The organism is Lacrimispora amygdalina (assembly GCF_900205965.1).
In the GTDB taxonomy this organism is placed as follows: Bacteria; Bacillota; Clostridia; order Lachnospirales; family Lachnospiraceae; genus Lacrimispora; species Lacrimispora amygdalina_A.
This window is the reverse complement of sequence record NZ_OAOF01000030.1, coordinates 1-25,086: the sequence shown is the minus strand read 5'-3', so window position 1 is coordinate 25,086 and position 25,086 is coordinate 1. Positions and strand designations below refer to the sequence as shown.

Annotated in this window: 24 protein-coding genes; 20 read left to right on the top strand and 4 right to left on the bottom strand. The window is 42.7% G+C overall.

Going from position 1 to position 25,086, the window contains the following annotated elements; translation table 11 throughout:
* Window positions 1–6 precede the first annotated feature (6 nt).
* The 8 genes from CRO04_RS23485 (at window position 7) to CRO04_RS23450 (ending at window position 9,343) form a co-directional block, all read left to right on the top strand.
* Window positions 7–687, top strand: a complete 681-nt coding sequence (locus tag CRO04_RS23485) for an efflux RND transporter periplasmic adaptor subunit (RefSeq protein WP_097006683.1) — start codon at window positions 7–9, stop codon at window positions 685–687.
* A gap of 22 nt (window positions 688–709) precedes the next feature.
* Window positions 710–1,912, top strand: a complete 1,203-nt coding sequence (locus CRO04_RS23480; RefSeq protein WP_097006682.1) for an efflux RND transporter periplasmic adaptor subunit — start codon at window positions 710–712, stop codon at window positions 1,910–1,912.
* 1 nt (window position 1,913) lies between these two features.
* Window positions 1,914–4,055: a glycosyl hydrolase family 95 catalytic domain-containing protein gene (locus tag CRO04_RS23475; protein WP_097006681.1), complete on the top strand. Its 2,142-nt coding sequence runs from the start codon at window positions 1,914–1,916 to the stop codon at window positions 4,053–4,055.
* Between the two features lie 151 nt (window positions 4,056–4,206).
* Window positions 4,207–5,076 carry a shikimate dehydrogenase gene (gene aroE, locus CRO04_RS23470; protein ID WP_097006680.1) on the top strand — a complete coding sequence of 290 codons (870 nt, stop codon included), beginning with the start codon at window positions 4,207–4,209 and terminating at the stop codon, window positions 5,074–5,076.
* Between the two features lie 225 nt (window positions 5,077–5,301).
* Window positions 5,302–5,760, top strand: a complete 459-nt coding sequence (locus tag CRO04_RS23465; RefSeq protein ID WP_141401031.1) for a hypothetical protein — start codon at window positions 5,302–5,304, stop codon at window positions 5,758–5,760.
* Complete coding sequence (locus CRO04_RS23460; RefSeq protein ID WP_097006678.1) at window positions 5,693–6,409, top strand: prolyl oligopeptidase family serine peptidase; 717 nt, start codon at window positions 5,693–5,695, stop codon at window positions 6,407–6,409. Before CRO04_RS23465 ends, CRO04_RS23460 begins: the two co-directional genes overlap by 68 nt.
* 42 nt (window positions 6,410–6,451) lie before the next feature.
* Window positions 6,452–7,879 (top strand): PTS transporter subunit EIIC, encoded by a 1,428-nt coding sequence (locus CRO04_RS23455; protein WP_097006677.1) that lies wholly within the window; start codon window positions 6,452–6,454, stop codon window positions 7,877–7,879.
* Window positions 7,880–7,918: 39 nt separating this feature from the next.
* Window positions 7,919–9,343, top strand: a complete 1,425-nt coding sequence (locus CRO04_RS23450) for a 6-phospho-beta-glucosidase (RefSeq protein ID WP_097006676.1) — start codon at window positions 7,919–7,921, stop codon at window positions 9,341–9,343.
* A 46-nt stretch (window positions 9,344–9,389) separates the two neighbouring features.
* Here the strand turns inward: CRO04_RS23450 and CRO04_RS23445 are convergent, their stop codons facing one another.
* Window positions 9,390–11,300: a sensor domain-containing diguanylate cyclase gene (locus CRO04_RS23445; protein WP_097006675.1), complete on the bottom strand. Its 1,911-nt coding sequence runs from the start codon at window positions 11,298–11,300 to the stop codon at window positions 9,390–9,392.
* 139 nt (window positions 11,301–11,439) lie between these two features.
* On the opposite strand from CRO04_RS23445, the gene CRO04_RS23440 reads away from it, so the two are divergent.
* Both CRO04_RS23440 and CRO04_RS23435 read left to right on the top strand, forming a co-directional pair.
* Complete coding sequence (locus CRO04_RS23440) at window positions 11,440–12,390, top strand: pyridoxamine 5'-phosphate oxidase family protein (protein ID WP_097006674.1); 951 nt, start codon at window positions 11,440–11,442, stop codon at window positions 12,388–12,390.
* Window positions 12,391–12,457: 67 nt separating this feature from the next.
* Window positions 12,458–12,679 carry a permease of phosphate ABC transporter gene (locus tag CRO04_RS23435; RefSeq protein WP_097006673.1) on the top strand — a complete coding sequence of 74 codons (222 nt, stop codon included), beginning with the start codon at window positions 12,458–12,460 and terminating at the stop codon, window positions 12,677–12,679.
* A gap of 64 nt (window positions 12,680–12,743) precedes the next feature.
* On the opposite strand, the gene CRO04_RS23430 is transcribed toward CRO04_RS23435, so the two are convergent.
* Complete coding sequence (locus CRO04_RS23430) at window positions 12,744–13,454, bottom strand: FadR/GntR family transcriptional regulator (RefSeq protein WP_097006672.1); 711 nt, start codon at window positions 13,452–13,454, stop codon at window positions 12,744–12,746.
* A gap of 228 nt (window positions 13,455–13,682) precedes the next feature.
* Between CRO04_RS23430 and CRO04_RS23425 the strand changes: the two genes are divergently transcribed.
* From CRO04_RS23425 to CRO04_RS23400, 6 genes are all read left to right on the top strand, one after another.
* Complete coding sequence (locus tag CRO04_RS23425; RefSeq protein ID WP_097006671.1) at window positions 13,683–14,666, top strand: DUF5692 family protein; 984 nt, start codon at window positions 13,683–13,685, stop codon at window positions 14,664–14,666.
* A 24-nt stretch (window positions 14,667–14,690) separates the two neighbouring features.
* Window positions 14,691–15,032, top strand: a complete 342-nt coding sequence (locus CRO04_RS23420; protein ID WP_097006670.1) for a hydrogenase maturation nickel metallochaperone HypA — start codon at window positions 14,691–14,693, stop codon at window positions 15,030–15,032.
* Between the two features lie 108 nt (window positions 15,033–15,140).
* Complete coding sequence (locus CRO04_RS23415) at window positions 15,141–16,238, top strand: glycerol dehydrogenase (protein WP_097006669.1); 1,098 nt, start codon at window positions 15,141–15,143, stop codon at window positions 16,236–16,238.
* A 164-nt stretch (window positions 16,239–16,402) separates the two neighbouring features.
* Window positions 16,403–16,591: a ferredoxin gene (locus tag CRO04_RS23410; protein ID WP_097006668.1), complete on the top strand. Its 189-nt coding sequence runs from the start codon at window positions 16,403–16,405 to the stop codon at window positions 16,589–16,591.
* Between the two features lie 88 nt (window positions 16,592–16,679).
* Window positions 16,680–17,888 carry a DUF438 domain-containing protein gene (locus CRO04_RS23405; RefSeq protein WP_097006667.1) on the top strand — a complete coding sequence of 403 codons (1,209 nt, stop codon included), beginning with the start codon at window positions 16,680–16,682 and terminating at the stop codon, window positions 17,886–17,888.
* A 474-nt stretch (window positions 17,889–18,362) separates the two neighbouring features.
* On the top strand, window positions 18,363–20,033 hold the full coding sequence (locus CRO04_RS23400; protein ID WP_097006666.1) for a methyl-accepting chemotaxis protein: 1,671 nt from the start codon (window positions 18,363–18,365) through the stop codon (window positions 20,031–20,033).
* Between the two features lie 49 nt (window positions 20,034–20,082).
* On the opposite strand, the gene CRO04_RS23395 is transcribed toward CRO04_RS23400, so the two are convergent.
* Window positions 20,083–20,478: a pyridoxamine 5'-phosphate oxidase family protein gene (locus tag CRO04_RS23395; RefSeq protein ID WP_097006665.1), complete on the bottom strand. Its 396-nt coding sequence runs from the start codon at window positions 20,476–20,478 to the stop codon at window positions 20,083–20,085.
* 118 nt (window positions 20,479–20,596) lie between these two features.
* Between CRO04_RS23395 and CRO04_RS23390 the strand changes: the two genes are divergently transcribed.
* The 4 genes from CRO04_RS23390 to CRO04_RS23375 all read left to right on the top strand — a co-directional run bounded on the left by CRO04_RS23390 (window position 20,597) and on the right by CRO04_RS23375 (window position 24,475).
* Complete coding sequence (locus CRO04_RS23390) at window positions 20,597–20,935, top strand: winged helix-turn-helix transcriptional regulator (RefSeq protein ID WP_097006664.1); 339 nt, start codon at window positions 20,597–20,599, stop codon at window positions 20,933–20,935.
* Window positions 20,936–21,010: 75 nt separating this feature from the next.
* The gene (locus tag CRO04_RS23385) at window positions 21,011–21,793 is read left to right on the top strand and encodes a shikimate kinase (protein ID WP_097006663.1); all 783 of its coding nucleotides are present in this window, start codon (window positions 21,011–21,013) and stop codon (window positions 21,791–21,793) included.
* A gap of 134 nt (window positions 21,794–21,927) precedes the next feature.
* Window positions 21,928–23,799 carry a sulfite exporter TauE/SafE family protein gene (locus CRO04_RS23380; RefSeq protein WP_097006662.1) on the top strand — a complete coding sequence of 624 codons (1,872 nt, stop codon included), beginning with the start codon at window positions 21,928–21,930 and terminating at the stop codon, window positions 23,797–23,799.
* Window positions 23,800–23,956: 157 nt separating this feature from the next.
* Window positions 23,957–24,475 (top strand): DUF2318 domain-containing protein, encoded by a 519-nt coding sequence (locus CRO04_RS23375; RefSeq protein ID WP_330400925.1) that lies wholly within the window; start codon window positions 23,957–23,959, stop codon window positions 24,473–24,475.
* Window position 24,476: 1 nt separating this feature from the next.
* Here CRO04_RS23375 and CRO04_RS23370 read toward each other — a convergent pair whose 3' ends face one another.
* A complete protein-coding gene (locus CRO04_RS23370; protein ID WP_097006661.1) occupies window positions 24,477–24,839 on the bottom strand; it encodes a winged helix-turn-helix transcriptional regulator in 363 nt (120 codons plus the stop codon).
* Between the last annotated feature and the right edge of the window lie 247 nt (window positions 24,840–25,086).

Below are 25,086 nucleotides of genomic sequence, written 5' to 3'. Positions count from 1 at the left end.
AATGATATGCAGGAAAACAAACACATCAACATTGAAGATCAGGAAATCAGTAAGGGAACAGGAAAACTGAAGAAAATACTACTCCCCCTTTTGCTGGCAGTGATTCTTGTGGGAGGAGCCGCCGGAGTATATGTCTATTATATGAGCACCAATTATTTTAAGACAGATAATGCCAGAGTCACAGCAAAGCTGTATTCAGTAAAAGCAATCACCAATGGTAAGCTTCTGTCCTGGGAGGTGGAGAATGGGGATCTGGTAGAACAGGACCAGGTACTTGGACGCCAGGAGACACTGCCTTATATCACCTCTCCAATTACAGGAACGATTGTGAAAAATGAGGGAGCAGCAAATCAGGCAGTTGCCCCTGGTTCAGAACTGGCTGTTGTGGCGGATACATCTGATCTTTACATCGGGGTAAATGTGGAAGAAACAGATATTATGAAAATAAAACTGGGACAGAAGGTGGATATTAAACTGGATGCATATCCTGGAAAAACGTTTAAGGGACAGGTAATTGAAATAGATCCGGCTACCCAGACCTATTTTTCAGGAGGAAACAGTTTTACCACCAGCGGTGATTACACAAAGGTGACACAGCTAATCCCCATCAAGGTAGCGATTGAAAACCAGCAGAATCTTCCTCTTGTTTTTGGAATGAATGCTTCTGTAAAAGTTCATTTAAAGTAAAGGTCGAAGAAGGAGAAAACAGATGAAGAAATTAACAGCAGTTTTAATGGTAACAGCAATGCTTTCGTCGGCTCTTTCCGGCTGTGCGGGAGCTGGAAGACAGACAGAAGTAACGGTGGCTGCAGCAAAAGAGGGGAAGGACTTATCCGCCATGGTATGGCAGGGAACCGTAGAGGCTTTAAGCAGTGTCGATATCATACCTGCTGCCAGCGGAAAAGTGACCCAGATCATGGCCAAAGAAGGGGATCATGTGGAAGCCGGTGCGGCATTGTTAGAGATCGATAACCAGGATGCCAGCCTTCAGTTAGAGCAGGCAAAGGCCGGATATCAGGCAGCACAGGCCAGCTTTAACAGTGCACAAAAAGCAAATCAGCAAAATACAGTTGTAAAACCCGCTCAGATAAGCTTTACTACAGCAAGTGATAATTTCGACCGGATAAAAGTTCTCTATGCAAGCGGTGACGTCTCTCAGACAGACTATGAGGCTGCTAAGGCCCAGATGGATGTGGCACAGGTACAGCTTCAGGCAGCCCAGAACAACCAGACAACAACATGTGAGGTAACACAGGCACAGCTTGAAAGTGCCAAAGCCGCCCTTGATATCGCTCAGAAGCGGTATGATGACTGCATGGTGGTATCGCCCATAAAGGGGCTGGTGACAAAAATCAGTGTGGAAACGGGTCAGACCGTATCACCTCAGATAAAGGCAGCCACAGTGATTGATGACAGCGGGAAAAAAGTGGAAATTAAAGTAGCAGATATGGATATTGACCAGATCAAAACAGGAACAGAAGTCAATGTGAACCTTCAGACTCTTGGGGAGAGTTTAAAGGGAAGTATCAGTGACATTTCTGCAGTCAGTGATTCCCAGACAGGGATGTTTGATGTGACCGTATCTTTAGGAGAAGAGAGTACAAACAGCGCAATCGGATTGATGGCAGATATCAGAATTGCCGATAATAAGGAAGAAAATTCCGTTTATATTCCGGCAAAATCCGTTCAGTCTGATGATTCAGGGTCCTATGTCTATAAGGTATCTGACAACAGTGCGGTGAAAGCCCCTGTCACATTGGGGAAGAAAAAGAATGCCTATATAGAAGTGACCAATGGACTTACAACCGGTGATCTTGTAATCTTACAAAGCAGTAAACCATTGACAGACGGAGAAAAAATCAGTATATTGACTGTGAAGCAGCAGGACAAAACTGATAAAGGGGAAAATTAATATGAAACTATTTTACACCGAACCGGCAGGTAAATGGGAAGAAACTCTCCCAATCGGCAATGGTAGTCTGGGCGCCATGATATGGGGAAACGAAAAAAGAGAGTGCCTTGGACTAAACGAAGAGAGTCTCTGGTCAGGCTATCGTCATGACAAAAATAACCATGGTGCATTTCCTTATCTGGAACAGTGCCGCAGGCTGGTGGAGCAGGAGAAGTATGAACAGGCGGAGGAATTGATCCGGACTCATATGCTTGGAGAATACAATGAATCCTATCTTCCCCTGGGAAATCTGTACATGGACTTTGACCATGAAGGAGACGTGACGGACTACAGTCGTGATCTGAATCTGGATCAGTCCGTCAGCCATGTAAGTTACCGGGTAAACGGTGTAAGCTACAACAGGGAATACTTTGCAAGTTATCCTGCCAAAGCATTCTTTATTAAACTGGATTGTGAGAAAAAAGCGATCAATACACTGATTTCTTTTGAATCCCAGGTACCATACAAAGCAGAGTATGGGAAAGAGGGGATTGCTATAAGCGGAACATGTCCGGAACATGTGGATCCTTCCTATGTGGATTACACCCCAAATCCGATTGTTCAGGGAGAGAAGGGAATGGAGTTTCATGGAGGCTTACAGCTTCTTTCCTGCGATGGAGAAGCAGTCTGTGAGAAAGAGGGGCTTCGCATCTTACATGCATCCACTGTCATATTGGCATTCTACGCAGTGAAGGAGCCTGCTTTTGACCGTTTATCAGCATATGATGAGATCAAAGAGCAGCATATCCGTGATTACAAATCCATCTATGACAAGGCAGAGCTCTATCTTGGAGAGCAGCCTGAAATTCCAACCAATGTGAGGCTTCAAAGGCTTCGGGATGGGGAGAAGGATAATGCAATTTACGCACTCTACTTCCAATACGGAAGATATTTACTTATCAGCTCTTCCAGAGAAGGCAGTCTCCCTGCTAATTTACAGGGAATCTGGAGCTGGCAGTTAAGAGCGCCCTGGAGCTGCAACTGGACTACCAACATCAATGCACAGATGAATTACTGGCTTGCACAAAGCTGTAATTTAAAAGAATGTCTTAAGCCTTACTTTGAGTTTGTAAAGCGTATTTGTGAGGAAGGTAAGAAGACTGCCAAAGTTCATTATCAGTGCAGAGGCTTTGTGCACCACCATAATGCGGATTACTGGTGCAATACCAATCCGGTTGGAATGGCCCACGGCGAAGCAGAAGGGGAACCGGAAAGCGTTACCTGGTCAATGTGGCCCATGGGCGGCGCGTGGTTAACCAACGAACTGTTTAAGCATTATGAGTACAATCCGGACCGCCAGTTCCTGAAAGAAACCGCGTATCCAATCCTGAAAGAAGCAGCCCTGTTCCTCATTGACTGGCTGTATCTGTATGAGGATAAGTATGTCACCTGCCCATCCACATCGCCGGAAAATAAGTATAAAGTTCCTGGCAGCAAAGACGGTGCAGTGTCGGTTGCTATGTCTACAGCAATGGATCTGGCCATTATCCGGGAAGTTTTTGGAAATTTTCAGAAAACATGTGACATCTTAGGGTTAGATGATGAGGTTTTACCAGAAATAACAGAAAGACTGAGTAAGCTCACTCCATTTAAAATCGGAAGCAAAGGCCAGCTGTTAGAGTGGCATAAGGAATTCGAAGAGTCAGAACCCGGACACCGCCATGTTTCCCATCTGTATGGACTGTTCCCATCTGAGCTGTTTGAAGGGGATGAAGCACTGACTGAGGCGTGTAAAACCTCTCTGCTTTTGCGTCTGGCAAACGGAGGCGGTTATACCGGCTGGAGCTGTGCATGGATTATCAATCTTTTTGCAGCACTGGAAGACTCTGAGCACGCTTATGAATATTTAAAAACTCTGCTGACCAGATCTACCTATGAGAATCTCTGGTGTGCCCATCCGCCGTTTCAGATTGACGGTAATTTCGGGGGAACGGCAGGAATCGCCAATATGCTGGTGCAGGACCGAAACGGCAAGGTAAAAATTCTGCCGGCTCTTCCCGCTGAGTTTGAGGATGGCTATGTGAAAGGTCTCAGGATCAAGAACGGTAAGACAGTAGATATCAAATGGAGCAACGGAAAATTAGAAGATTATACAATCTATTAGGTTTGACCAAAAAACGCAGTCTCAGCCGGACGATTCCGAAAGAGGCTGCGTTTTTGCTGTAAAGTGGTAAATTGAAGCAGTTAGATGTTGACAAGCTGGTAAAAGAAGTGTTATGGTATCGTAAAAACATCTGATAATGAGGAGCGCAAATATGGAAAAGAGGATTTCTGGAAGAACAGGTTTAATGGCTTTGATTGGATCACCGGTAGGACATTCCGGTTCCCCTGCTATGTATAATTACAGCTTTGAGAAGCTGGGACTGGACTATGCCTACCTCGCTTTTGATGTTACGGTAGAAGAGGTGGAAAAGGCGATTGAAGCAGTAAAAACCCTGCGTATGAGAGGCTGCAACGTAACCATGCCCTGCAAAACAGAGGCGCTCAAATACATGGATGAACTGTCAGATGCAGCACGCATTACTGGTGCGGTCAACACCATTGTTAATGAAAATGGTAAGCTCATCGGACATATGACAGACGGACAGGGATTCGTGGATAACTTGAGAGATCATGGTGTTGAAATTAAGGATAAAAAGATCACTATATGCGGAGGTGGAGGTGCAGCCACTGCAATACAGGTGCAGTGTGCGTTAGAAGGAGCAAGAGAAATTTCCATTTTCAATATCAGGGATGCATTTTTTGAGAGGACTCTTCAGACGGCTGAGAAGATCAGACAGGAAAAGCCGGGCTGCATTGTAAATGTATTTGACATTTCAGATATGGAAACGATGAGAGAAGAAATGAAAACCAGTGATATTTTTGCCAATGCTACCATTGTAGGAATGAAACCCATGGATAACGAAAGTGTGGTAAAGGATGTGACCATGTTCCGGCCAGGGCTGGTTGTAACAGATGCGGTTTATAATCCAAAGGAGACAAAGATGCTGAGAGAAGCCAAAGAAGCAGGTTGTAACTGTATCAGCGGGCAGGGTATGCTTGTCTGGCAGGGGGCTGCAGCTTTTAAGCTCTATACAGGACAGGAGATGCCTGTGGAAGGGGTAAAGCGTTTGCTTTTTGATTGACAAAATATACAAAAAGTCTTTACATGTATTGGGATTTATGGTAATATTTACTTAATATTCAAAGGGTGATTGTTTTTTAGATGAAAAATGAACAACTGGGTGTTACTGTATCAGCAGATACAGGCATGACTGGTGATATTTACATGTTTGCTTAAGCAATGTGTAAGTATGATCAGTCTTTTTGTTTTTATGGGGTTAAAAAAGGCTTTTTTAAAGGAGGAAAACATGAAAAAAATCAAGTGCATCAAAAGAACTCTGCTCGTGTCTATGGCGTTGCTTCTTGGCAATACCGCATTTACCAATCAGGCAAAGGCAGAAACCATGAAGCAAGCATGCGCAGGCGGTGAGGGGGTTACAGTAGAGAACGTTACTCTTCATACATATGTGGGAGATGATGGCCAGGAGGTAGAGTCAATTACTTATCTTTTAAAGGACATTTCAAAGCTTGGAAGCATCACACCAGAGGATTTCACAATAACAATCGGAAGTGACAGCTATAAGGTCAACGACATAAGAATCATGGGAAACAATGTAAAGCTGTACGTGGATGCTTTTCGATATCTTGGAAAAACGACATACGATGAAAACCTGAAGTGGTTCCTCAAAGGTACCTCTCATGCTCTGGGAACACGGGGGAGGAGAAGTTCTTGCCACGTCCGTGGAAGGCGCCAATCTTTTAAATAACAAAGGGGCAGTAACTTGGATAGAAAATGGATATCAGACTGCAGTACTTTCCTTCCAGTTTCCGGAAAACTATAGTTTTGGGATTTCTGAGATACCGGACCAGCTTAAAATGATGGAGAACTATAATGAAGTGATTCATGAATTCATTCAGGATCTGATTCATAAAGGAAAGATTGACGATAAGCGGGTTTATATCAGCGGGGCTTCGTCAGGTGGGGGAGCAGTTTTACGTTTTGTAATGCAGTATCCTGATTTCTTTGCTGCGGCACTTCCTATCTGTGCAAAGGATACTTTAATCCCGCTTTCCCAGCCCTACGGACTCGCCTATAAATTCAATGGCAGTCTGACACTGAGTGACCAGGATTATCAAAGATCCTACGACAGTATTAATGATTTAATGAAACAATATAATATAACCAATGTCCCCATGTGGTTTGTCCAGGCTGATAATGATCCGGTCTGCACCAGCTATACTTCCAAAATTTTATATCAGGTTTTAAAGGATCAGGGGGCAGAAGACAATAAGATCACAATGTATAGTGATGAAGAAATGAAACAGGCGGGGCAGATGATATACCATAGTTCCTGGGTTCTGGCATTCCGGGACAAAGAAATCATGGATTGGGTTTACAATCAGAAAAAACAGTAAGGATCAAACCTTACTGAAATATAAAAAAGGAGAAGATAACATATGGCAAGCAAGTACGATGGATTAGCAAGAATTATTATTCAGAACGTTGGTGGAAAATCCAATGTAATCAGTCTGACCCATTGCATTACCAGACTGCGCTTTAAATTAAGGGATGAATCAAAGGCAAATACTGAGATCTTAAAAAACACCGACGGTATTGTCACCGTTATGAAAAGCGGCGGACAGTATCAGGTAGTGATCGGCAATCATGTACCAGATGTTTATGAAGTAGTCTGCAGAATCGGGGGATTTGGGGAAGAGCCGCAGGAGGCAGACGGAGATAATGCTAAAAAGCACCAGAATCTCTTTTCTGCGTTGATTGATACCATATCCGGTGTATTTCAGCCTATTTTAGGAGTATTTTGTGCAACCGGTCTTATTAAAGGCATCCTGGCAATTCTTACTTTTACAGGAGTACTCACTGCAGAAAACGGAACGTATCAGCTTCTTTATGCGGTGGCAGACGGTTTCTTTTACTATCTGCCTGTTATTTTAGGATATACAGCATCCAAAAAATTTGGACTGAATCCTTTTACAGGTATTGCACTTGGCTGTGCTCTGGTTTATCCTAAAGTAGTGGCACTTACTTCTAAGGACGTTATGGATGTATTGTTTGCAGGCACCATGTTTGAATCCAATATTTATGCTACGTTCATGAAGATTCCTGTTATTATGCCAAAAAGCGGTTATCCGTCTTCTGTAGTGCCTATCATTCTTGCCGTATATGTGGCCTCCAAGATTGAGAAGTTCTGGAAACGGGTGATCCCGGATGTAATAAAGAACTTCCTGGTTCCGACTCTGACTTTGATGCTTGCAGCGCCTTTAACCTTTGTTGTGGTAGGTCCTCTGGCAAATTCCATCGCTGCAGTGATTGGTTACCTTACCCAGGCGGCTTATCATGCCAGCCCTGTATTAGAAGGTGCAATTGTTGGCGCGTTCTGGCAGGTTCTTGTAATTTTCGGACTCCATTGGGGACTGATTCCGGTTTATATCATGAACCTGAATACACAGGGATTTGACAGCTTTATGCAGCCTTATTTTGCAGCTTCCTTTGCACAGACTGCGGTGGTTGCAGCGGTTATGCTTAAGACAAAGGATAAAAATTTAAAGAGTCTTTGTATTCCGGCAGCAATCTCCGGTATCTTTGGTGTGACGGAGCCGGCTATTTATGGTATCTCCCTGCCGAAGAAGAAACCGTTTATTATTTCCTGTGTGGCTGCATCCATCGGCGGTGCCATCATTGGAGCTGGAAATGTAAAGAAATATATGTCCGGTGCGTTAGGAATCTTTGGTTTCCCTGCTTTTATCAATCCCGCTAATAATGATACCTCCAGTATTCCCTGGGTAACTGCCGGTGTGGTGGTTGCAGCCCTGATTGCATTTGCAGCCTGCTTTATTATTTACAGGGATGAACAAGCAAAGAAGTAAATACTATAATTTGACACAAAGAAAGGAATGGTAAAAACGATGAGAAAAGATTTTTTATGGGGAGGAGCAACAGCAGCCAACCAGTGTGAAGGCGGCTATTTAGAAGGCGGCAAAGGCATGGGAACTGTGGATGTCGTGCCATGGGGGGAAAACCGTTTCCCTGTCATGCTTGGAGAGATGGATTACAAAAATCTGCCTGATGACTCCTATTATCCATCAAGAGAAGCCATTGACATGTATCATCACTATAAGGAGGACATTGCCCTTTTTGCAGAGATGGGCTTTCGATGCTATCGTTTTTCCCTTTCCTGGTCCAGGATTTTTCCCACAGGGGAAGAGGAAGCACCCAATGAGGAAGGTCTTAAGTTTTATGAAGAAGTGATTGATGAGCTGTTAAAATATAACATCGAGCCCGTTATTACCATTTGCCACTTCGACGTGCCGTTAGCTCTGGCAGAAAAGTATGGTTCCTGGAAAAACCGTAAGCTGATTGACTGCTTTGTCCGTTACTGCGATGCCATTTTTCACAGATTTAAAGGAAAAGTTAAGTACTGGATTACTTTCAATGAGATCAATATGCTTTTGCATCTGCCATTTATGGGAGCGGGTATCCGCTTTGAGGAAGGGGAGAACACCGATCAGGTCAAGTACCAGGCAGCACATAATGAGCTGGTGGCATCAGCCATGGCAACCAGACTGGCCCATGAAATCGATCCTGAGTACAGGGTTGGCTGTATGCTTGCAGCAGGGAATTTTTATCCCTACAGCTGCAGTCCTGATGATGTATGGAAAGCCATGGAAAAGGACAGGGACAACTATTTCTTTATCGACGTCCAGGCAAGAGGCCAGTATCCTGCCTATGCAAAGAAATTTTTTGAGAGGGAAGGAATTATCCTGAATGCAGAAGAGGAAGATTTCCGCATATTAAGAGAGAATACCGTTGATTATATTTCATTCAGCTACTATTCTTCCCGCTGTGCCAGTGCAGATCCGGAAGTCTTAAAGAAATCCACAGCAGGAAATGTGATGAAGAGTATTAAAAATCCATATCTCAAGGCTTCAGACTGGGGCTGGCAGATCGATCCGCTGGGACTTCGTATCACGCTTAACACATTGTACGACCGTTACCAGAAACCGCTTTTCATTGTTGAGAACGGGCTGGGAGCGGCTGATGTGATGGAGGATGATGGGACTGTGACCGATGACTACCGCATTGATTATTTAAGAGAACACATAAAAGCCATGATTGATGCGGTGGATATCGACGGTGTGGATTTAATCGGATATACTCCGTGGGGCTGTATCGATCTGGTAAGCGCTTCTACGGGGGAGATGAAAAAACGATATGGATTTATCTATGTGGATAAAGACAATCAGGGGCATGGAACCCTGAAGCGAAGCAGAAAAAAATCATTTTACTGGTATCAGAAGGTGATAAAAACAAACGGAGTTTCACTGGAATAAAAAGTAGTGCCTGCGGCAGAGTTTCATGCTGCAGGCACTACTTTTTTCAGTATATCACAGAGATCCGGTTTCTTCCTGCATTCTTGGCCTGATAAAGGGCGATGTCGGAACGTTCCATCAGACTTTCAAGAGTATCGGAAGCCGGGTGATAGAAAGTCACACCCACACTGATGCGCAGTGGGATTCTCTCCTGACCATCACTGTAAAACAGCAAGTGCTCGATGCTTCTGCACAGCTTATCAGAAGTCTGCACAATTTCGGCTTCATGGCTGTCAAAAATCAACGCTGCAAATTCCTCGCCGCCGATTCTCCCCAGTAAATCCTTCCCCTTCATGAGTTTCTGGCATTCTTCTGTCACCAGACAGATCGCCCGGTCTCCCATACTATGTCCAAAGGTGTCGTTAATGGACTTAAACCGGTCAATGTCTATCATAAGAAACGCTGCAGTCTGGCTGTTATGTTTCATATTAGAAAGTTCTTTTTGTGCTGACTCCAAAAAGCTTCTCCGGTTCATGATTCCGGTGAGCATATCGGTTCTCGCCTGGATTTTAAGCTCCTGTTCCGTCTTTTTCCGGTCTGAAATATCCTCCAGTGTGGAAAGAAACTGAATAATTTCGCCTTCTTCATTTAAGATCGGTGTCAGGATTATATTTTCCCAGATCAGATCTCCATTTTTCTTCCTGTTTACAATCTCACTGCTCCATTGTTTTCCTGAAAGAATTGTAGTCCATAAATTATGGTAAAACTCTGTGTTGTGATATCCTGATTTCAATATTCTCGGATTTTTTCCTATAACTTCCTGTATTTCATATCCCATAAGCTGTAAGAAGGTTGGGTTTGCATATTCAATTTCTCCAGAAGTATTGGTGAGAATAAAAGAGACAGGACTTTGTTCCATAATTGCCTGAAACGTATCCTCACTTTTTTTTAGCTGCTTTTTTAATTCATGATTCCACGTAATATCCCGGATAACACTGATGATGTATGTATTGTTATTCAAATGAGTGATCCGTGATGAAATAAGGGCGTTTATTTTTTTCCGTTCTTTGTTTAGAATGGAGATTTCCATGTTTTTACAACCGCCAGCCCTCCTGATCATATCAAAGAAACAATCTCTGTCACTGGGATCTTTCCAGAACTTTAGATCCAGAGTTGTCCTTCCTATGGATTCTTCCCTTGTGTAACCGGTTATTGTGGTATAGGACTCATTTACATCGATTATTTTACCCGAATGCAGTTCCGAGATAAATACACAGTCAGGTATTGTCTCAAATATAAGGCGAAAACGTTCTTCCGCAAGTGTCTTATCTGCATGTTCCCTCTGGACAGTCATTATAATGAAGCAATAAGTCCATAAAAGGATCCCGGCAATGGTCAGAAAATAGTTTGTGAGGTTAAAAAAGGAACCAATGCTATAATTCTGCGTTTCTTTATAAAAAGTAAACAAACCACGGATGATCAGAAAAGATCCGTAAGGAATGCAAGCTGCAGCAATAATACGCGAGACTGGACGGACAGAGTCAATGGAATGATTGTATAAAATATTCGCGTTTAAAAATGTAACAATGGCAGAAAATAAGCACAACACCATAATCCGGTAACTGTTATTATTATAGGTAAAAATAAAACAGATATAACTGACTAGAAACAAAAAGGTCAGAGCCAATAGTTTACCTTTGGCGACAGGAAGTCCCAGAAATTTGGAAAAGCCGATATTTAATCCCAAAATGGAAAAATATAACGAAATATTGGAAAGGTATATCAATAAATCTTTCTGAACCGAAGAGGTACGGAAAGCATAAAGAAGCCCGCAGACAGCTGAAGCAAAACAACTGAAGAGCAGGTAATTCATGCCGGGATAATTTTTAATAATACGAAAAGCAAACAGCATAATGAGCAGCTGTATGAAACTGATATAAAAAAGTACAATGGAAATTGTAGGAATGTCCAGAACCATAGTTGCTGCCTCCAGTTTCGTTTCAATAAACCAATTCTAATATGTTTTAATACAAAAAGCAACAGGATGCAGAGCGATAAAAATTTCTCACATTCTAAAATATTGTAATCTGCATAAAAATTAACAAGGAGGTGCAGGAATGAAAAACACGCTGGTTCTTTATGAAAGCAGATATGGATTTACGAAAATGGCCGCTTGGCAGGCTTCCCTGGTACTGGGACCTGGAAAATGCAAGCGTTTTTCAGAGATGAATGATTTCGGACAGGAATGGGATCTTGTAGTTTTGCTGATTCCCGTCTATTATGAACGGATGGAGCAGGAAGCCGTTGCGTTCATAAAAAACAATCTGGAGTGGCTGAAGAAAAATAAAGTAGTTCTTTTTTGCACTTGTCTGATCAAGGAGTATGCGAAGAAGTATTTGCAGCCGGTGAGCGGACTCCTTGGAAGCTGTGTGATATTCCAGGGTGGAATTGCCGGTAATCTTATTTTAAACAGACTTGAGGAGAAAGACCGAACGCGTATGGCGGTATTTTTCAAGTCAGCAGGATTTGATGAGCAGGATTATCTGTGTTTTGACCAGGACGAATATGTGGAGACTTTGTTAAGCATAAAAGAATGGAAGGACTGTCCTGCAAAGGTGATGGAGAAAAAAAAACTGCTTGGCTTTTGCGAGGAGTTTCTGACCAATCATAATACCTGTTCTTTGTCCACCGGATACAAAAGCCGAATCAGGGCGACTCCCATTGAATATCAGTACTGGAATGGATTTATATATGTGATAAGTGAGGGAGGGCAAAAGTTTGCCAATATTCTGCAAAATCCCAATGTATCTGTGGCAGTTTTTAATGAGTTTCAGGGCATGAATCAGCTAAGAGGGATGCAGATTAAAGGCATGGCTGAAATAATTGAATCCGGAAGTACGCAGTACCTTGAATTTCTGACGATGAAAAATTTAGACTATGAAAATGTGAGGAAGCTTCCGGTGGCTCTTCATTTAATCCGGATTAAAATAGAAAAAATTGAATTTTTATGGTCCGGCTTTCGGAAAATGGCAGTTGACGTGAAACAGATTCTGACCTTTTGTCAATGAGCTTAATAAAATTTTTTAATAGGTATATACTAATCACTAAAGATTAAGGAAGAAGGAGGCAGAACAAATGAAACAGTTGGTAAATTGTGCAGATGAGTATATCAGACAGTGCAGAATCAAAGATTTTGCATTGCTAAAGGTTTGTCTTTGTGCATTGGGTGTTATGATTGGACTTTCAGTCCCTGAAAAAAAGAGGAAATGGCCTCTTGCTGCAGCGGGTTTTGTGTTTCTGTTCAGTTATGCCATGCTTATGGCTGAATTTTTAAAGATCTATATGGATGAAAGGTGAAAGGATTTTTTAGTATATCCGGTTCCGGCAGTTATCTACAGACTGCTGGAACCGGATTTAAAAATTACGGTGTATAGTATATTTCCCGGTGACCGCTGATGCTGTCGCAGAGCGACCGCTTCAGATAGCTTTCGGCTCCCTTAAAATCCCGTTCTTCTATGAGGGTACAAAGTTCGTTGGTATTTTCGTAAAGAGCGGGGATTCCATATAAGGCGCAGAAACGAAGCCAGAGAGAGTATGTCAGCGCTTTAAATGACCGGAAAATTAAAGGAAGGAGAGAATTTCCGGAAAACAGCGCCAGATGATGGTGAAACGCAAAGGCAGATTCCGCCGCTTCATGAGGGCTGGCGGCTCTTCCGATGTCTTCCGTTAAATTCCTCAGCTGTAAAATCTCTGAATCTGTAATATCCTTAGAACCCAGTTCAATTGCAAGGCTGTCTAACGCGATTCGAAGTTCTAAAATAGACTTTACTTCTTCTTTTCGCAGAATTCCTCCATTGTAATTTACAATAGAAAGAAAGGTATCTATAGTTCCTTCCTTTCTATAATCTGCAATAAACGTTCCCTGCCTCTGGCGTATGTCAAGAAACCCTTTATCTGCCAGTATTTTAATTCCTGCATTTACCACAGACCGGCTGATCTGCATGGAAACTGCCAGTTCCCGTTCCGGCGGAAGCTTCGTTCCGATAGGAAGCTTACCGGAAAGAATGCAGGACTCCAGCTCTTTAATAAACAGCTCCTTTAATGTAGGCGCACTCAGCTTTTTAAACTCCATAAAACATTCCCCCTGTCTGCATAAGACTGTACCTGGTTGAACCAGATACCACAATCATAATTATATGGTAATTTTGTATAAAAAGCAAGAAAAACAACTGTGAAAACTTCTGATAATTAGCAAAATGTATGTAAAATTTTGACAAATTTTTTTGAAAAGTGTTAAAATATAAACAAAATAGATGTGGCTCAACCAAAGGTTGTGCCCAATGTAACTGGAGGTAGTAAAATGTTTGTATTTCAATCAGCAAAGGGGGCCTTTCCCCTGTCTTATCTGCTTGTATGGTTATTGGTATTTGCTTTACTATTCCTGCTCAATGAGGTGTCACGGCGCTATAAGAGGATTGGTTTTCTTTTCTTTTTTGTGATGCCTGCTGTTTTATCTGTTCTTTGGTTTACAGTTATGAAAAAGAGTACATATACAGACTGGTTTCATCTTGCAAAAGTCTATTCCGCAACGGCAGGCTGCATCGGCTTCTGGCTGATCCGGCATTATCAAAAAACAAGAAAGGACAATACTGTATTCCGCCTTTGTGACAGCCGCATTGCCCTTTGTTTCCCGCCTCTGATTCTTGCTGTCAATATTATGGAAGCGGTGACAAGAGATCTTGAAGTAGGTATGACATACCATACCATAGCCCAGGATGCCACAGCAGATGTTTCAGTTCTTCTTATGGGGGGCCCCTGGAATTATATGAATGCAGCAGCAGGAATCTTAAATATTATTACCATAACCGGATGGTTTGGTATCTGCCTGAGAAAGGAGACAGCCCGGGACAAAAGCAGGGATATGCTGTGGCCTGACATGCTGTGGTTCTGGATCGCGGCCTATGATATATGGAATTTTGCCTATACTTATAACTGCCTTCCCCACCATGCATGGTACTGTGGGCTGGCACTACTTCTGGCACCGACCCTCTGTGCATTTACTGTTGGAAAGGGCGCATGGCTGCAGCACCGCGCCCAGACCCTTGCTCTTTGGTGTATGTTTGCCCAGACATTTCCGGGATTCCAGGATGTGGGGCAATTCCGTGTGGATTCTTCCTACAGGCCAGGCATTTATTTTGGAGTAAGTCTGATTGCGTTGTTATGCAATGGAGCAGTGGCTGTATATATGGGATATAATATCTGGAAAAAGCACCGCAGCCCATATGGACCGGAGCTTTATACGGATTTAAAGTCCTACCGTGAAGTGAAGGAGCTGGCACAATAGGTAGCAGCAGTAAGGAGGAATGATATGCATGAACTGGGAGTTTTGATGGAAGTAGTCCGGATTGTAGAAGATGTGGTCAGGGAACAAAGTCTCACACAGGTGGACCGTCTTGTTCTTCAAATCGGTGAGATGGCACTTGTGGTACCCAGCTATGTAGAGCAGTGTTATCCGGCTGCTGTCCAGGGGACTTTGCTTGAAAATACACGTCTGGATATAGAAATCATTCCTGCCAGTGGCCGGTGCAGGCAGTGCAATCATGTGTTCCACGTATCGGAAGGATATGTGAAGTGTCCTTACTGCCAAAGCTACTCCTGGGAACTCCTGGGGGGAAGGGAATTCTTGATTAAGGAGATTGCAGCTTGTTAAATGCCACAGAAATTATCACTCGTTAAAATCTTGACATATCTGTCCATCAGGCGTATATTTAATACAGCATAACGATATTTTTTTACTGATTAGAGAGAGGAGACTATTATGCTGAAATTAATGAGATCACCTTTAAAATACGTACAGGGACAGGGCGCTTTGTCGGAGATTTACGAGGAAACAAAAAATCTTGGTACATCGTTTCTTTTTATCTGCAGCAACAGCGGATACAAAAACTGCCATGAAAAAATTGAGAAAAGTTTCGAAGGAAAAGATGCAAAAGTGCATTTTGAAATATTTGGAGGAATCAGTTCCACCGGTGAAATAGAACGGATGCGAAAGATTGTCTTAGACAATCACATTGACTGTGTGGCAGCCGTAGGCGGCGGATCTGCCATAGATACAGCGAAAGCTACTGCTCATTTTGAGAAGCTGCCGGTTGTAGTCATTCCTACAGTAGTTGCAACGGATGCTCCCTGTACCGGTCTGTCTGTAATCTATAACGATGATGGAAGCTTTTCCCATTACATATTTTATCCGAAAAATCCAGATGCCGTAATTGTGGATTCTGATATTATTGCTCATGCGCCAGTGAAATTCCTCATTGCAGGAATGGGAGATGCGCTGGGTACTTATTTCGAAGCAAGAGCCTGTGAAAAGGCAAAAGCTCCCAGCCTGGAAAATGGCGGAATCACAAAATCCGCAATGGCTCTTTGCAGGCTTTGCTATGAGACTCTTTTAGAGGATGGCTATAAGGCATTAAAAGCATGTGAGAATCATATTGTAACTCCGGCACTGGAAGCAATTATTGAGGCCAATACTTATTTAAGCGGTGTAGGCGCTGATAACGGAGGTCTGGCAGTATCTCATTCCGTATATAACGGATTTACAGCTTTGGAAGAATGTGAATCAACCATGCACGGCAGTGTGGTCGCATTTGGAACTCTTGCCCAGCTGGTATTAGAAAATGCGCCGGCAGCAGAGTTTAATCAGGTTCAGGAGTTTTGTGCCAGTGTGGGACTTCCAGTAACTTTAAAAGAAATCGGTGTAACAGACCGGGAGCGGGTCCGCATTGCAGCAGAGAATGCATGTGCACAAGGAGAAAGCATCCATAATATGATTGGAGATGTAACGCCAGAACAGCTTTATGATGCCCTGATAGCTGCAGATGTACTTGGTCAGGAATATCTTGCTAAAAGAAAGTAAGAAATAATAGAAGAAAAAGAAGATCTGTGATTTTTCCAGATCTTCTTTTTCTTCTGTTATTTATAAAAAAATGGATATTTTTATAATAAAATACCAACAATAAAAGTGCATTCAGGGTAAAGCATGAAAGCTGTCCCCGGGACAGAACAGAAAGGAGTTAAAGAATGATAGCAAAAGTAGATAGAGAGGGCTGCATTGAATGCGGTCTCTGCGCCTCAACTTGTCCGGAAGTATTCAGAATGGGGGATGACGGTCCTGCGGAAGTATACGTTGATACCGTACCCGAATCAGCAGAACAAACGGCAGTGGAGGCACAGGAAGGCTGTCCGGTCGATGTTATTAAAGTAGAATAATCACTGAAAGCACCTCTTTCTGAAAGAAATAAAGGATCAGACGGAGGTGTTTTTCTTACTTCATTCTTAATAGAAAGGGAGAACAGTTATGAGTGAATTCATCAACAACAGCCAGATGAGGCAAAAGACAATAAAAGATATCATCCGGCAGCTTCATGAGGGAAAGAAAGTGGAAGAAGTGAAATCACAGTTTGAAAAGGTGTTTCACGGAGTATCTGCCAGTGAGATTTCAAAAGCAGAAGGGGCACTGATTGCGGAGGGGCTTCCCGTTGAAGAGGTGCAAAAACTTTGTGACGTTCATGCAGCGGTATTTAAGGGAACGATAGAAGAAATTCATCAGCCGGAAGAGCCGGCGCTCATACCTGGACACCCGGTTCAGGTACTGGTAAGGGAAAATAAAAGAATTTCACACATTCTGGATAAGGCTGTGCGGCCGTTCCTGTCTCTTAAAGCTCTTGAGGATCCCAATGCAATGGACCAGCTGAAAGCCGGAATCGATCAGTTAAAGGATATAAGCATTCATTATAAGAAAAAGGAAAATCTGTATTTTCCATACATGGAGAAATACGGGGTTACGGCACCGCCGAAAGTTATGTGGGGGGTGGATGACGAAATCAGAGCCCGGATAAAGGAGGTGGCGGCTTTGACAGCCAGCCAATCCATACCAAAGGAAACCCTGATTCAAAAAGCCCAGGATATGGCAGATAAAATCCAGGAGATGATATTTAAAGAAGAAAATATTATGGTTCCCATGATGATGGAAAATCTCACCATGGAGGATTGGAAGACCATTGCACAAGGAAGCGGAGAAATCGGCTATATGATTGAGCACGTTGCGCAGTGGGAGCCTGAAGCGGGGGAAGAAGAACACGAATGTGTAAAAACAGAGGAGGGAATTATTAAGCTGCCTTCGGGAGAGTTGAAAACGGAAGAACTGACTGCTCTGCTCAATACCCTGCCTTTTGATATCACATTTGTAGATGAGAAAGATGAAGTGAAATATTTTTCTGAAGGAAAGGACCGGGCCTTTCCCAGAACCAGAACAATAATAGGAAGAAATGTCTCAAACTGTCATCCTCCTGCAAGTGTCCATATCGTTGAAAAAATTGTGGAGGATTTTAAAAGCGGCAGAAAGGATGAGGAGGATTTCTGGATCAGAATGGGAAATAAATATATTCTGATCCGTTACTATGCCGTACGAAACGAAGCAGGAAAATATCTGGGGGTAGCAGAAGTGACCCAGGATATTGATGAAATTCAGAAAATTACTGGTGAAAAAAGATTGATGACTGAGTAATAAAAAAGAGAGTACAAGCCCAAATTCGTGAGAGAAGGTTTGTACTCTTTTGTTTGTGGAATATCACAGTATATTTTGTACTGCGGTACTAAAAAAATGTATTTTTCGACAATGTAAATTATACAACCGAAACATATTGTTTGTCAATTAGGAAGTAATTATATAAATTTAACATTTAAAAAAATAAAGTAATTTAATTGACAAAACAATTATCCGTTCCTTTCTATTGATATAACAGAAACGCCGTCATTCATCACGTCATAAAACAGGTAGAGAACTCCACGTTCCTTCCCGGCACACGGTCTCATCAGACAAAAAATAAATATAAGCTCAGGAAGAGATCGCCGTCTGATTTTCCGTCATAAAAAGACTGTGCTCAGATAGAATGGGGTTTAACAACATTTTACCGCAGTACAAAATATACTGCGAATGACATTTGGATTAACTACGGAAGATAAAACAGGGAGGAAAAAAATGAAGAATTTTAAAAATTACAGCATTTCCCGAAAACTGTTGACGGGCTTTTGCTGTATCACACTGATCATGCTTCTGGTGGGTGGCGCGGGCGTAGCCGGACTTCTTCGAATCAGTGCGATGGACACGTATTTGTATGAAAAGCAGACGGCGCCGGTTGAAAACCTGATTGGTGCCATTGAGGGACTGTATCAGTTTCTGATTGATTCCAGAACCATGATTATCATGGCGGGAAACACCGGTGAGCTGGATAAATTGGAACAGCAGTTTCAAGGTGATAAGGAAAAATTCCTGACTAATATAGAAAAATACCGTGAGACAGTCACTAACTCTGCTTCGCTGGCACTTCTTGATGAATCAGTGGAACTGTTTAATAATTCATTTGAGCCTGCGGTTTGGAATTGTCTTGCAGAAGCCAGAAATGGGAAAAGAGACGAAGCATATACCCAGCTGTTTAAAGAAACGGATAATATTCAGAAGATGTTTGAAAATTTTGATATTCTCATAGATAACCGCATAAATGAAGCGCATAAAACCAACAATGAAAACCGTATCACTGCTGATGTGCTTACCGTAATTTTAATAATGATCGTATTATTTGGTGCATGTGCAGGTCTGGTTTTAGGAAATAGAATCTCCGGTATGATCAGCCGTCCCATTAAGCAGGTTGTGGAAGCTGCAGGCCGTATTGCTTCTGGCCACGTAGATGTTGATTTAGGCAGAATAGATACGGAGGATGAAACGGGCCAGCTTGCAAAGGCCTTTATGCGGATGACCGGCAGTATAAAGAAACAGGTATACGCAGCAGAAGATATCAGTAAGGGGGATTTTACTACAGAGGTGCCACTGCGTTCCCAAGAGGACGAACTGGGGCTTGCCTTGCAGAAAATACGAAACGATTTAAACCGGACCCTGCGTTCCATCAGTGAGGCAGCAGATCAGGTAAACGCCGGCTCCGGCCAGGTGGCGTCAGCAGCACAGGCACTGGCATCAGGCACGACGGAACAGGCTGCCACGGTAGAAGAGCTGAGCGCATCAGTCAGCAGTATAGCAAAGGAAGCAGAACAGAATGCAGAAAATGTGAAGAAAGCTACACTTTATATTGCTGATACCGGTAAAGGGCTGGAAGAAGGCAATACATATATGCAGAAATTAAACGGTGCAATGAAGGATATCGGGGCTGCATCAGAAAAAATATCCAGTATTACGAAAGTGATAGAGGATATTGCTTTCCAGACCAACATTCTTGCATTAAACGCAGCTGTGGAATCTGCCCGTGCAGGTGAGGCAGGCAAGGGTTTTGCGGTTGTAGCCGACGAAGTAAGAAACCTTGCAGGCAAATCCGCTGAGGCTGCCAAACAGACTGCAGACTTAATTCAGAATTCAGTTAAGATTGTGTCAGAAGGGGAAAAACTGGCGGAGGAAACAAAAAGGCTGCTGCTTGGAGTAGGAGAGAAATCAGAGCTTGTGGGTCGGTTTGTCGGAGAGATCCAACAGGCTTCATATAAGCAGGCAGCGGTAATTGATGAGATCAATCAGGGACTTTCCCAGGTTTCTGCAGTCATACAGACAAATGCGGCAACTGCGGAAGAAAGCTCCTCTTCCAGTGAAGAACTGGCAGCCCAGGCACACTTACTATCCCAGGAAGTTGAGAAATTTAAATTAGGGTAACAGAATTTCGTTTAACGGCAGTATATCTACTGCCGTTTTCTTCTATGATTTAGAATGTAACAACTTTTGGTTCAGAAGTGAAGGAGGATATGGTTGCAGTCGCATTCTTCAGATATAATACTGAAAAAATACCATCGTCAACGGAATACATACGGCTAAGTGCGGCCTCATTGTCCTCCATCATAGCAGCTTTTGCTTCTCTGCGGTCATCCCATACAGCCTCGGCTTCCAGTCTGATCCAGGTTCCCTTATTCATTGCGGAAATTTCGATTTTAGGGTTTTTCTGCATTTGTGCGAATACTTTTTTCTGGTTGTTGGTCGTGATGTAAAGTCTGCCTTCAAATTCACAGACTGCACCAAAGGGGCGTACACGGGGCTGGTCTCCCTCAGTCGTTGCCAGGTAAAAAGTTCCGCATTCTTTTAAGTAATTGAGGATTTCGTTCATCACTCTTGCTCCTTTCAGGTATCAATGCTATAATTTGTTCACATGACTATTATACCTAGTATGAATGTTTTGTAAACTACGATATTTTATGATACCTAGTATCAAGGAGGATACTTATATGGATAAGAAAGATTTATTTGGACTGTGTCCTTACGTTACCTCTCAGAAAGTTCTTTCCGGTAAGTGGTCCATCTATCTTTTATATTTATTAAAGGATGGTCCGGTGCGGTTTAATGAACTGAAGCGTATGATGCCGGAGGAGATCACACATACCACACTATCCAGACAGTTAAAATCCCTGGAAGAAGAGGGATTGGTTGTGAGAAAAGAATATTCCCAGATTCCGCCCAAGGTAGAATACTTTTTAAGTGAAATCGGCAGTAAGTTTGATCAGGTACTGATTGCATTAGGAGAATGGGGCGATGAATACATTGAATTTTTAAAAGAAAAGACGTAAGAATTTCTTTACAATGTCCCAAAGCATATGTATAATGTAAAAAATTATACTACGGATATTTTAGGGAGAAGTAAAATGAGAGAACTGATTGAAATGAGAAAAGATTTAGAGCAATGTGACCAACAGATTCTAAAACTGCTGACGAAACGGCTTTCCTGTATAGGGGAGATGACAGAATATAAGAAAGCCTATGGACTCCCAATATTGGAACCGGAGCAGGAAGCGGTACGCCAGGAAACTCTGCTTCAGGCAATCGGTGATCATGGCTATAAAGAGGAACTCCTTGGAATTTTCCGTCAGATTGAGGAAAATAGTAAATGTGTGCTAAGTAAGAACCTGTTTCATTATAACATTGCTCTCATTGGTTTTATGGGGGCAGGCAAAAGTACGGTATCCGCATATTTAAAAGATATGCTGGCGATGAATGAAGTGGATGTGGACACAAGAATTGTACAAGAACAGAAGATGCCCATTAAGGAAATCTTTGCCAGATATGGAGAAGAGTATTTCCGTAACTGTGAGAGCAACGCTATCATAAGCTTAAAGGACTTGAGGCAGACGATTATTTCCTGCGGGGGCGGTGCAGTAATCAGGGAAGAGAATGTAGTGAATTTAAAGAAGAACAGCAGAATTGTACTATTGACTGCCAGTCCCGAAACCATATTAGAGAGGGTGAAAGACAGCGATGAGCGCCCCATCTTAAATGGTAATATGAATGTGGAATATATAAAGGAACTGATGGAGAAAAGAGCTTCTATTTACCGGCAATCCGCTGATATCATGATAGAAACAGACGGTAAGGACATAACGGAAATATGTGAGGAATTAATTCAGGCTCTGATCAGACTGGAGGCATAAAATTATAAATACGTATTTCTCAGGATGAATTCTTGAGAGATGCGTATTTTTTTGCTTTTACACAACCATCTACACAACTTTTACAAATCGTCCTGCTATTCTTCTATTCAGAACTATAAAAAGGAGGATGCGTAATGGGAACAGCAGTCAGAACTAAAAAATTGCGTATCGGCGGAATGACCTGTATCAGCTGCCAGAATAAAATTGAAAAAAAACTGAGTAATACAGCTGGAATTGAAAAAGTGGAAGTGAGTTACAACGCAGGTACTGCTTCCGTAACATTTGATACGGATATCATTTCTTATCAGAGTATAACCGGAATCATCGAGAAGTTAGGCTACACCGTATTAGCAGATCAGGCAAACCGGGGAACAGATGTTCACAGGACTGTGGGCGTTTTAATTATTATTGTTTCTTTATATATGCTATTGGAACAGACCGGTCTGTTAAATCTACTGGTTCCCAGCCAGCTGGCTGACGAAACAATGGGATATGGGATGCTCTTTTTAATTGGTTTAATTACGTCGGTTCATTGTGTGGCAATGTGCGGGGGCATCAATCTGTCTCAGTGTATTCCAAAAAGCGGAGATTCCGATACGAATCAGAACCGTTTCGCAGCCCTGCGTCCTACGTTTCTCTATAATCTGGGCCGTGTCATCTCCTATACTGCAGTTGGCTTTCTGGTAGGTGGGCTGGGTGCAGCTGTGACCTTTTCCAATACACTTCAGGGTGTTTTAAAGCTGGTTGCAGGAATCTTCATGGTGATTATGGGAATAAACATGCTGGGAATTTTTCCATGGCTTCGCAGACTCAATCCCAGGATGCCAAAGTTTTTTGCAGCAAAAATCAGTCACGAGAAAGCAAAGAGCAGCAGTCCGTTTATAGTTGGGCTTTTAAACGGGCTTATGCCCTGCGGACCGCTTCAGGCCATGCAGATCTATGCGCTGTCAACCGGTAATCCGTTTTCCGGTGCTCTATCTATGTTTTTATTCAGCCTTGGAACGGTTCCCTTGATGTTCACTTTAGGTGCATTATCAACGGTTCTGGGTAAGAAATTTTCAAACAGAGTTATGACTGCAGGAGCGGTTCTGGTGGTGGTACTGGGATTATCCATGTTCACCCAGGGAATCAGTCTGTCCGGATTTCAGACTTCTGATTTCCTGCCCGGCTTTGTAAGCAGTGGTGCCGAGAATCAGAAAGTACCGGAAGAAATAAAAATCGAAGATGGTGTTCAGGTAATTAACAGCACCTTAAGTTCAGGACGATATCCCAATATTCATGTCCAGGCGGGAATTCCTGTAAAATGGGTAATTGACGCACCACAGGGCAGCATCAATGGATGCAACAACAGGATGATCATACGGGAATACGGAATTGAATACTCCTTTCACACAGGAGAGAATGTGGTGGAATTTACGCCTGATAAAACCGGAAAGATTCCTTATAGCTGCTGGATGGGGATGATCCGGGGATCTATTTACGTGACAGAACAGGGTGAGACAGAAGGTGGAGATAATTCCCAGGGAGAGGGAGTCTTAAAAGAATATGCTCCGGAAAAACCAGTTCCAGCCGGTTATGCAATACCGGTGGATGAGGTGGCTGTTGCCCAGGAGTCTGTGGATGACAATGGAGAACCAGTGCAGAAAATCACATTGGAACTGACTGATCAGGGCTTTAAACCCGCCGTTGCAGTGGTAAAAGCCGGTGTGAATGTAGAATGGACACTCACAGACAACCGGGCAGGCACTGATTATGGCACCGATCTTTTGATTCCTGATTATTCAACTATGCTTTATCTGGAAAAAGGGGAAAATACGTTATACTTTGCACCAGAAAAAAGCTTTGACTTTTCTACAGGGGATAATTCCTTTTATGGATACATCAAGGTAGTGGATGATCTGGAAAATGTTGATGTAAACGCAGTCAAGGATGAAGTAAGCAAATTTCAGACCATGATCTGGCCGGATGATACATTTCAGGGAGCCGGTGGTTCCTGCTGCGGATAAACGGATTAAACATTAAGACCGGAAAGGAGATTTGCATATGGATTTATTATACAGTCACTGGCACTGCATTCTGCCGGCTGCGGCCCTGATTGCGGGTATGTTTTTTTTAAGAAGCAGAGAAAAGCAGGATTAAAATGATAAAAAGAGGAGAATCGCAATGAACAAAGATAAAAAGAACATACGGGGAAAGAAAATGTCTGCGGTTAAGAAAAGGCTGACTGCAGTCGTGACTGCAGGGCTGGCCATACTGGCTCTGACTGCATGCAGCACCAGTAACGAAGCGCCAAAGGATACTGCCCAGGTCCAGACAGACCTTGTAATACCGGTATCAGAGATTTCCAGCACGGCCACCTACTATCCGGTGGAAGTAGATGGAACGAAGATGGAGGTTGTGGCTGTGAAGGCGCCGGATGGCTCCATACGGACTGCTTTTAATACCTGTCAGGTATGTTACGATTCAGGACGGGGATACTACAAACAGGATGGTGATGTCCTGGTATGCCAGAACTGTGGAAACAGATTCCCGATGGACCGGGTGGAAGTGGAAGCCGGCGGCTGTAATCCGTGGCCCATATTTGATCAGAATAAGACCGTAACAGAGGATTCCATTACGATCACTTCTGACTTTTTAAATGAATCCAGACAGATATTTGCCAACTGGAAGAAATCTTACTAATTTAATCGGGACACTTCATGGAGCAGTTTACGACAATACCATTCTGGTTTAAGTAATCTGCTCCCCATTTATACATTGCTTCAAGAATGGGGCGTATGCTGGTTCCCAGTTCTGAAAGGGAATACTCCACTTTAGGGGGAACCACAGGATAAACCGTTCGTATAATCAGATTATTTTCTTCCAGTTCCCGTAACTGCTGCGTCATCATTTTTGGAGTGGCCTGCGGGATCAGTTTTTTTAGTTCTCCGAATCTTAACGTATGGCCAATAAGGTGCCATAAGATCAGGGCTTTGTATTTGCCGCCTATCATATCTAAGGTGGCATCTACCGGACAGTTGTAGCCAGCACATTCAATTGGTGGCATAGATGAATCCTCCTTTAGTATCTTTTTGGGTACTATATCACTTAAAAGTGCATACTTGCAATTATCGCGATATCTGCCATAATAATACCATGAGTACTCGAAAACTTCAAGAGGCATCAGTAAATAGTAAGAGGTGACAAACTATAAATAGTCAAGAGGTTTTATACAAATTTTTTGATATAAAAAAAGAGTAACTTTAATAAGCCATCTGAATACACCGTATTTCAGATGAATACAAAATTTTATT

What these genes read in the sequence shown, in the direction of transcription:
- CRO04_RS23485 (WP_097006683.1), top strand. Translation starts at nt 7, where the DNA reads ATGCAGGAAAACAAACACATCAACATTGAAGATCAGGAAATCAGTAAG.
- CRO04_RS23480 (WP_097006682.1), top strand. Translation starts at nt 710, where the DNA reads ATGAAGAAATTAACAGCAGTTTTAATGGTAACAGCAATGCTTTCGTCG.
- CRO04_RS23475 (WP_097006681.1), top strand. Translation starts at nt 1,914, where the DNA reads ATGAAACTATTTTACACCGAACCGGCAGGTAAATGGGAAGAAACTCTC.
- aroE (WP_097006680.1), top strand. Translation starts at nt 4,207, where the DNA reads ATGGAAAAGAGGATTTCTGGAAGAACAGGTTTAATGGCTTTGATTGGA.
- CRO04_RS23465 (WP_141401031.1), top strand. Translation starts at nt 5,302, where the DNA reads ATGAAAAAAATCAAGTGCATCAAAAGAACTCTGCTCGTGTCTATGGCG.
- CRO04_RS23460 (WP_097006678.1), top strand. Translation starts at nt 5,693, where the DNA reads ATGCTCTGGGAACACGGGGGAGGAGAAGTTCTTGCCACGTCCGTGGAA.
- CRO04_RS23455 (WP_097006677.1), top strand. Translation starts at nt 6,452, where the DNA reads ATGGCAAGCAAGTACGATGGATTAGCAAGAATTATTATTCAGAACGTT.
- CRO04_RS23450 (WP_097006676.1), top strand. Translation starts at nt 7,919, where the DNA reads ATGAGAAAAGATTTTTTATGGGGAGGAGCAACAGCAGCCAACCAGTGT.
- CRO04_RS23445 (WP_097006675.1), bottom strand. Translation starts at nt 11,300, where the DNA reads ATGGTTCTGGACATTCCTACAATTTCCATTGTACTTTTTTATATCAGT.
- CRO04_RS23440 (WP_097006674.1), top strand. Translation starts at nt 11,440, where the DNA reads ATGAAAAACACGCTGGTTCTTTATGAAAGCAGATATGGATTTACGAAA.
- CRO04_RS23435 (WP_097006673.1), top strand. Translation starts at nt 12,458, where the DNA reads ATGAAACAGTTGGTAAATTGTGCAGATGAGTATATCAGACAGTGCAGA.
- CRO04_RS23430 (WP_097006672.1), bottom strand. Translation starts at nt 13,454, where the DNA reads ATGGAGTTTAAAAAGCTGAGTGCGCCTACATTAAAGGAGCTGTTTATT.
- CRO04_RS23425 (WP_097006671.1), top strand. Translation starts at nt 13,683, where the DNA reads ATGTTTGTATTTCAATCAGCAAAGGGGGCCTTTCCCCTGTCTTATCTG.
- CRO04_RS23420 (WP_097006670.1), top strand. Translation starts at nt 14,691, where the DNA reads ATGCATGAACTGGGAGTTTTGATGGAAGTAGTCCGGATTGTAGAAGAT.
- CRO04_RS23415 (WP_097006669.1), top strand. Translation starts at nt 15,141, where the DNA reads ATGCTGAAATTAATGAGATCACCTTTAAAATACGTACAGGGACAGGGC.
- CRO04_RS23410 (WP_097006668.1), top strand. Translation starts at nt 16,403, where the DNA reads ATGATAGCAAAAGTAGATAGAGAGGGCTGCATTGAATGCGGTCTCTGC.
- CRO04_RS23405 (WP_097006667.1), top strand. Translation starts at nt 16,680, where the DNA reads ATGAGTGAATTCATCAACAACAGCCAGATGAGGCAAAAGACAATAAAA.
- CRO04_RS23400 (WP_097006666.1), top strand. Translation starts at nt 18,363, where the DNA reads ATGAAGAATTTTAAAAATTACAGCATTTCCCGAAAACTGTTGACGGGC.
- CRO04_RS23395 (WP_097006665.1), bottom strand. Translation starts at nt 20,478, where the DNA reads ATGAACGAAATCCTCAATTACTTAAAAGAATGCGGAACTTTTTACCTG.
- CRO04_RS23390 (WP_097006664.1), top strand. Translation starts at nt 20,597, where the DNA reads ATGGATAAGAAAGATTTATTTGGACTGTGTCCTTACGTTACCTCTCAG.
- CRO04_RS23385 (WP_097006663.1), top strand. Translation starts at nt 21,011, where the DNA reads ATGAGAGAACTGATTGAAATGAGAAAAGATTTAGAGCAATGTGACCAA.
- CRO04_RS23380 (WP_097006662.1), top strand. Translation starts at nt 21,928, where the DNA reads ATGGGAACAGCAGTCAGAACTAAAAAATTGCGTATCGGCGGAATGACC.
- CRO04_RS23375 (WP_330400925.1), top strand. Translation starts at nt 23,957, where the DNA reads ATGAACAAAGATAAAAAGAACATACGGGGAAAGAAAATGTCTGCGGTT.
- CRO04_RS23370 (WP_097006661.1), bottom strand. Translation starts at nt 24,839, where the DNA reads ATGCCACCAATTGAATGTGCTGGCTACAACTGTCCGGTAGATGCCACC.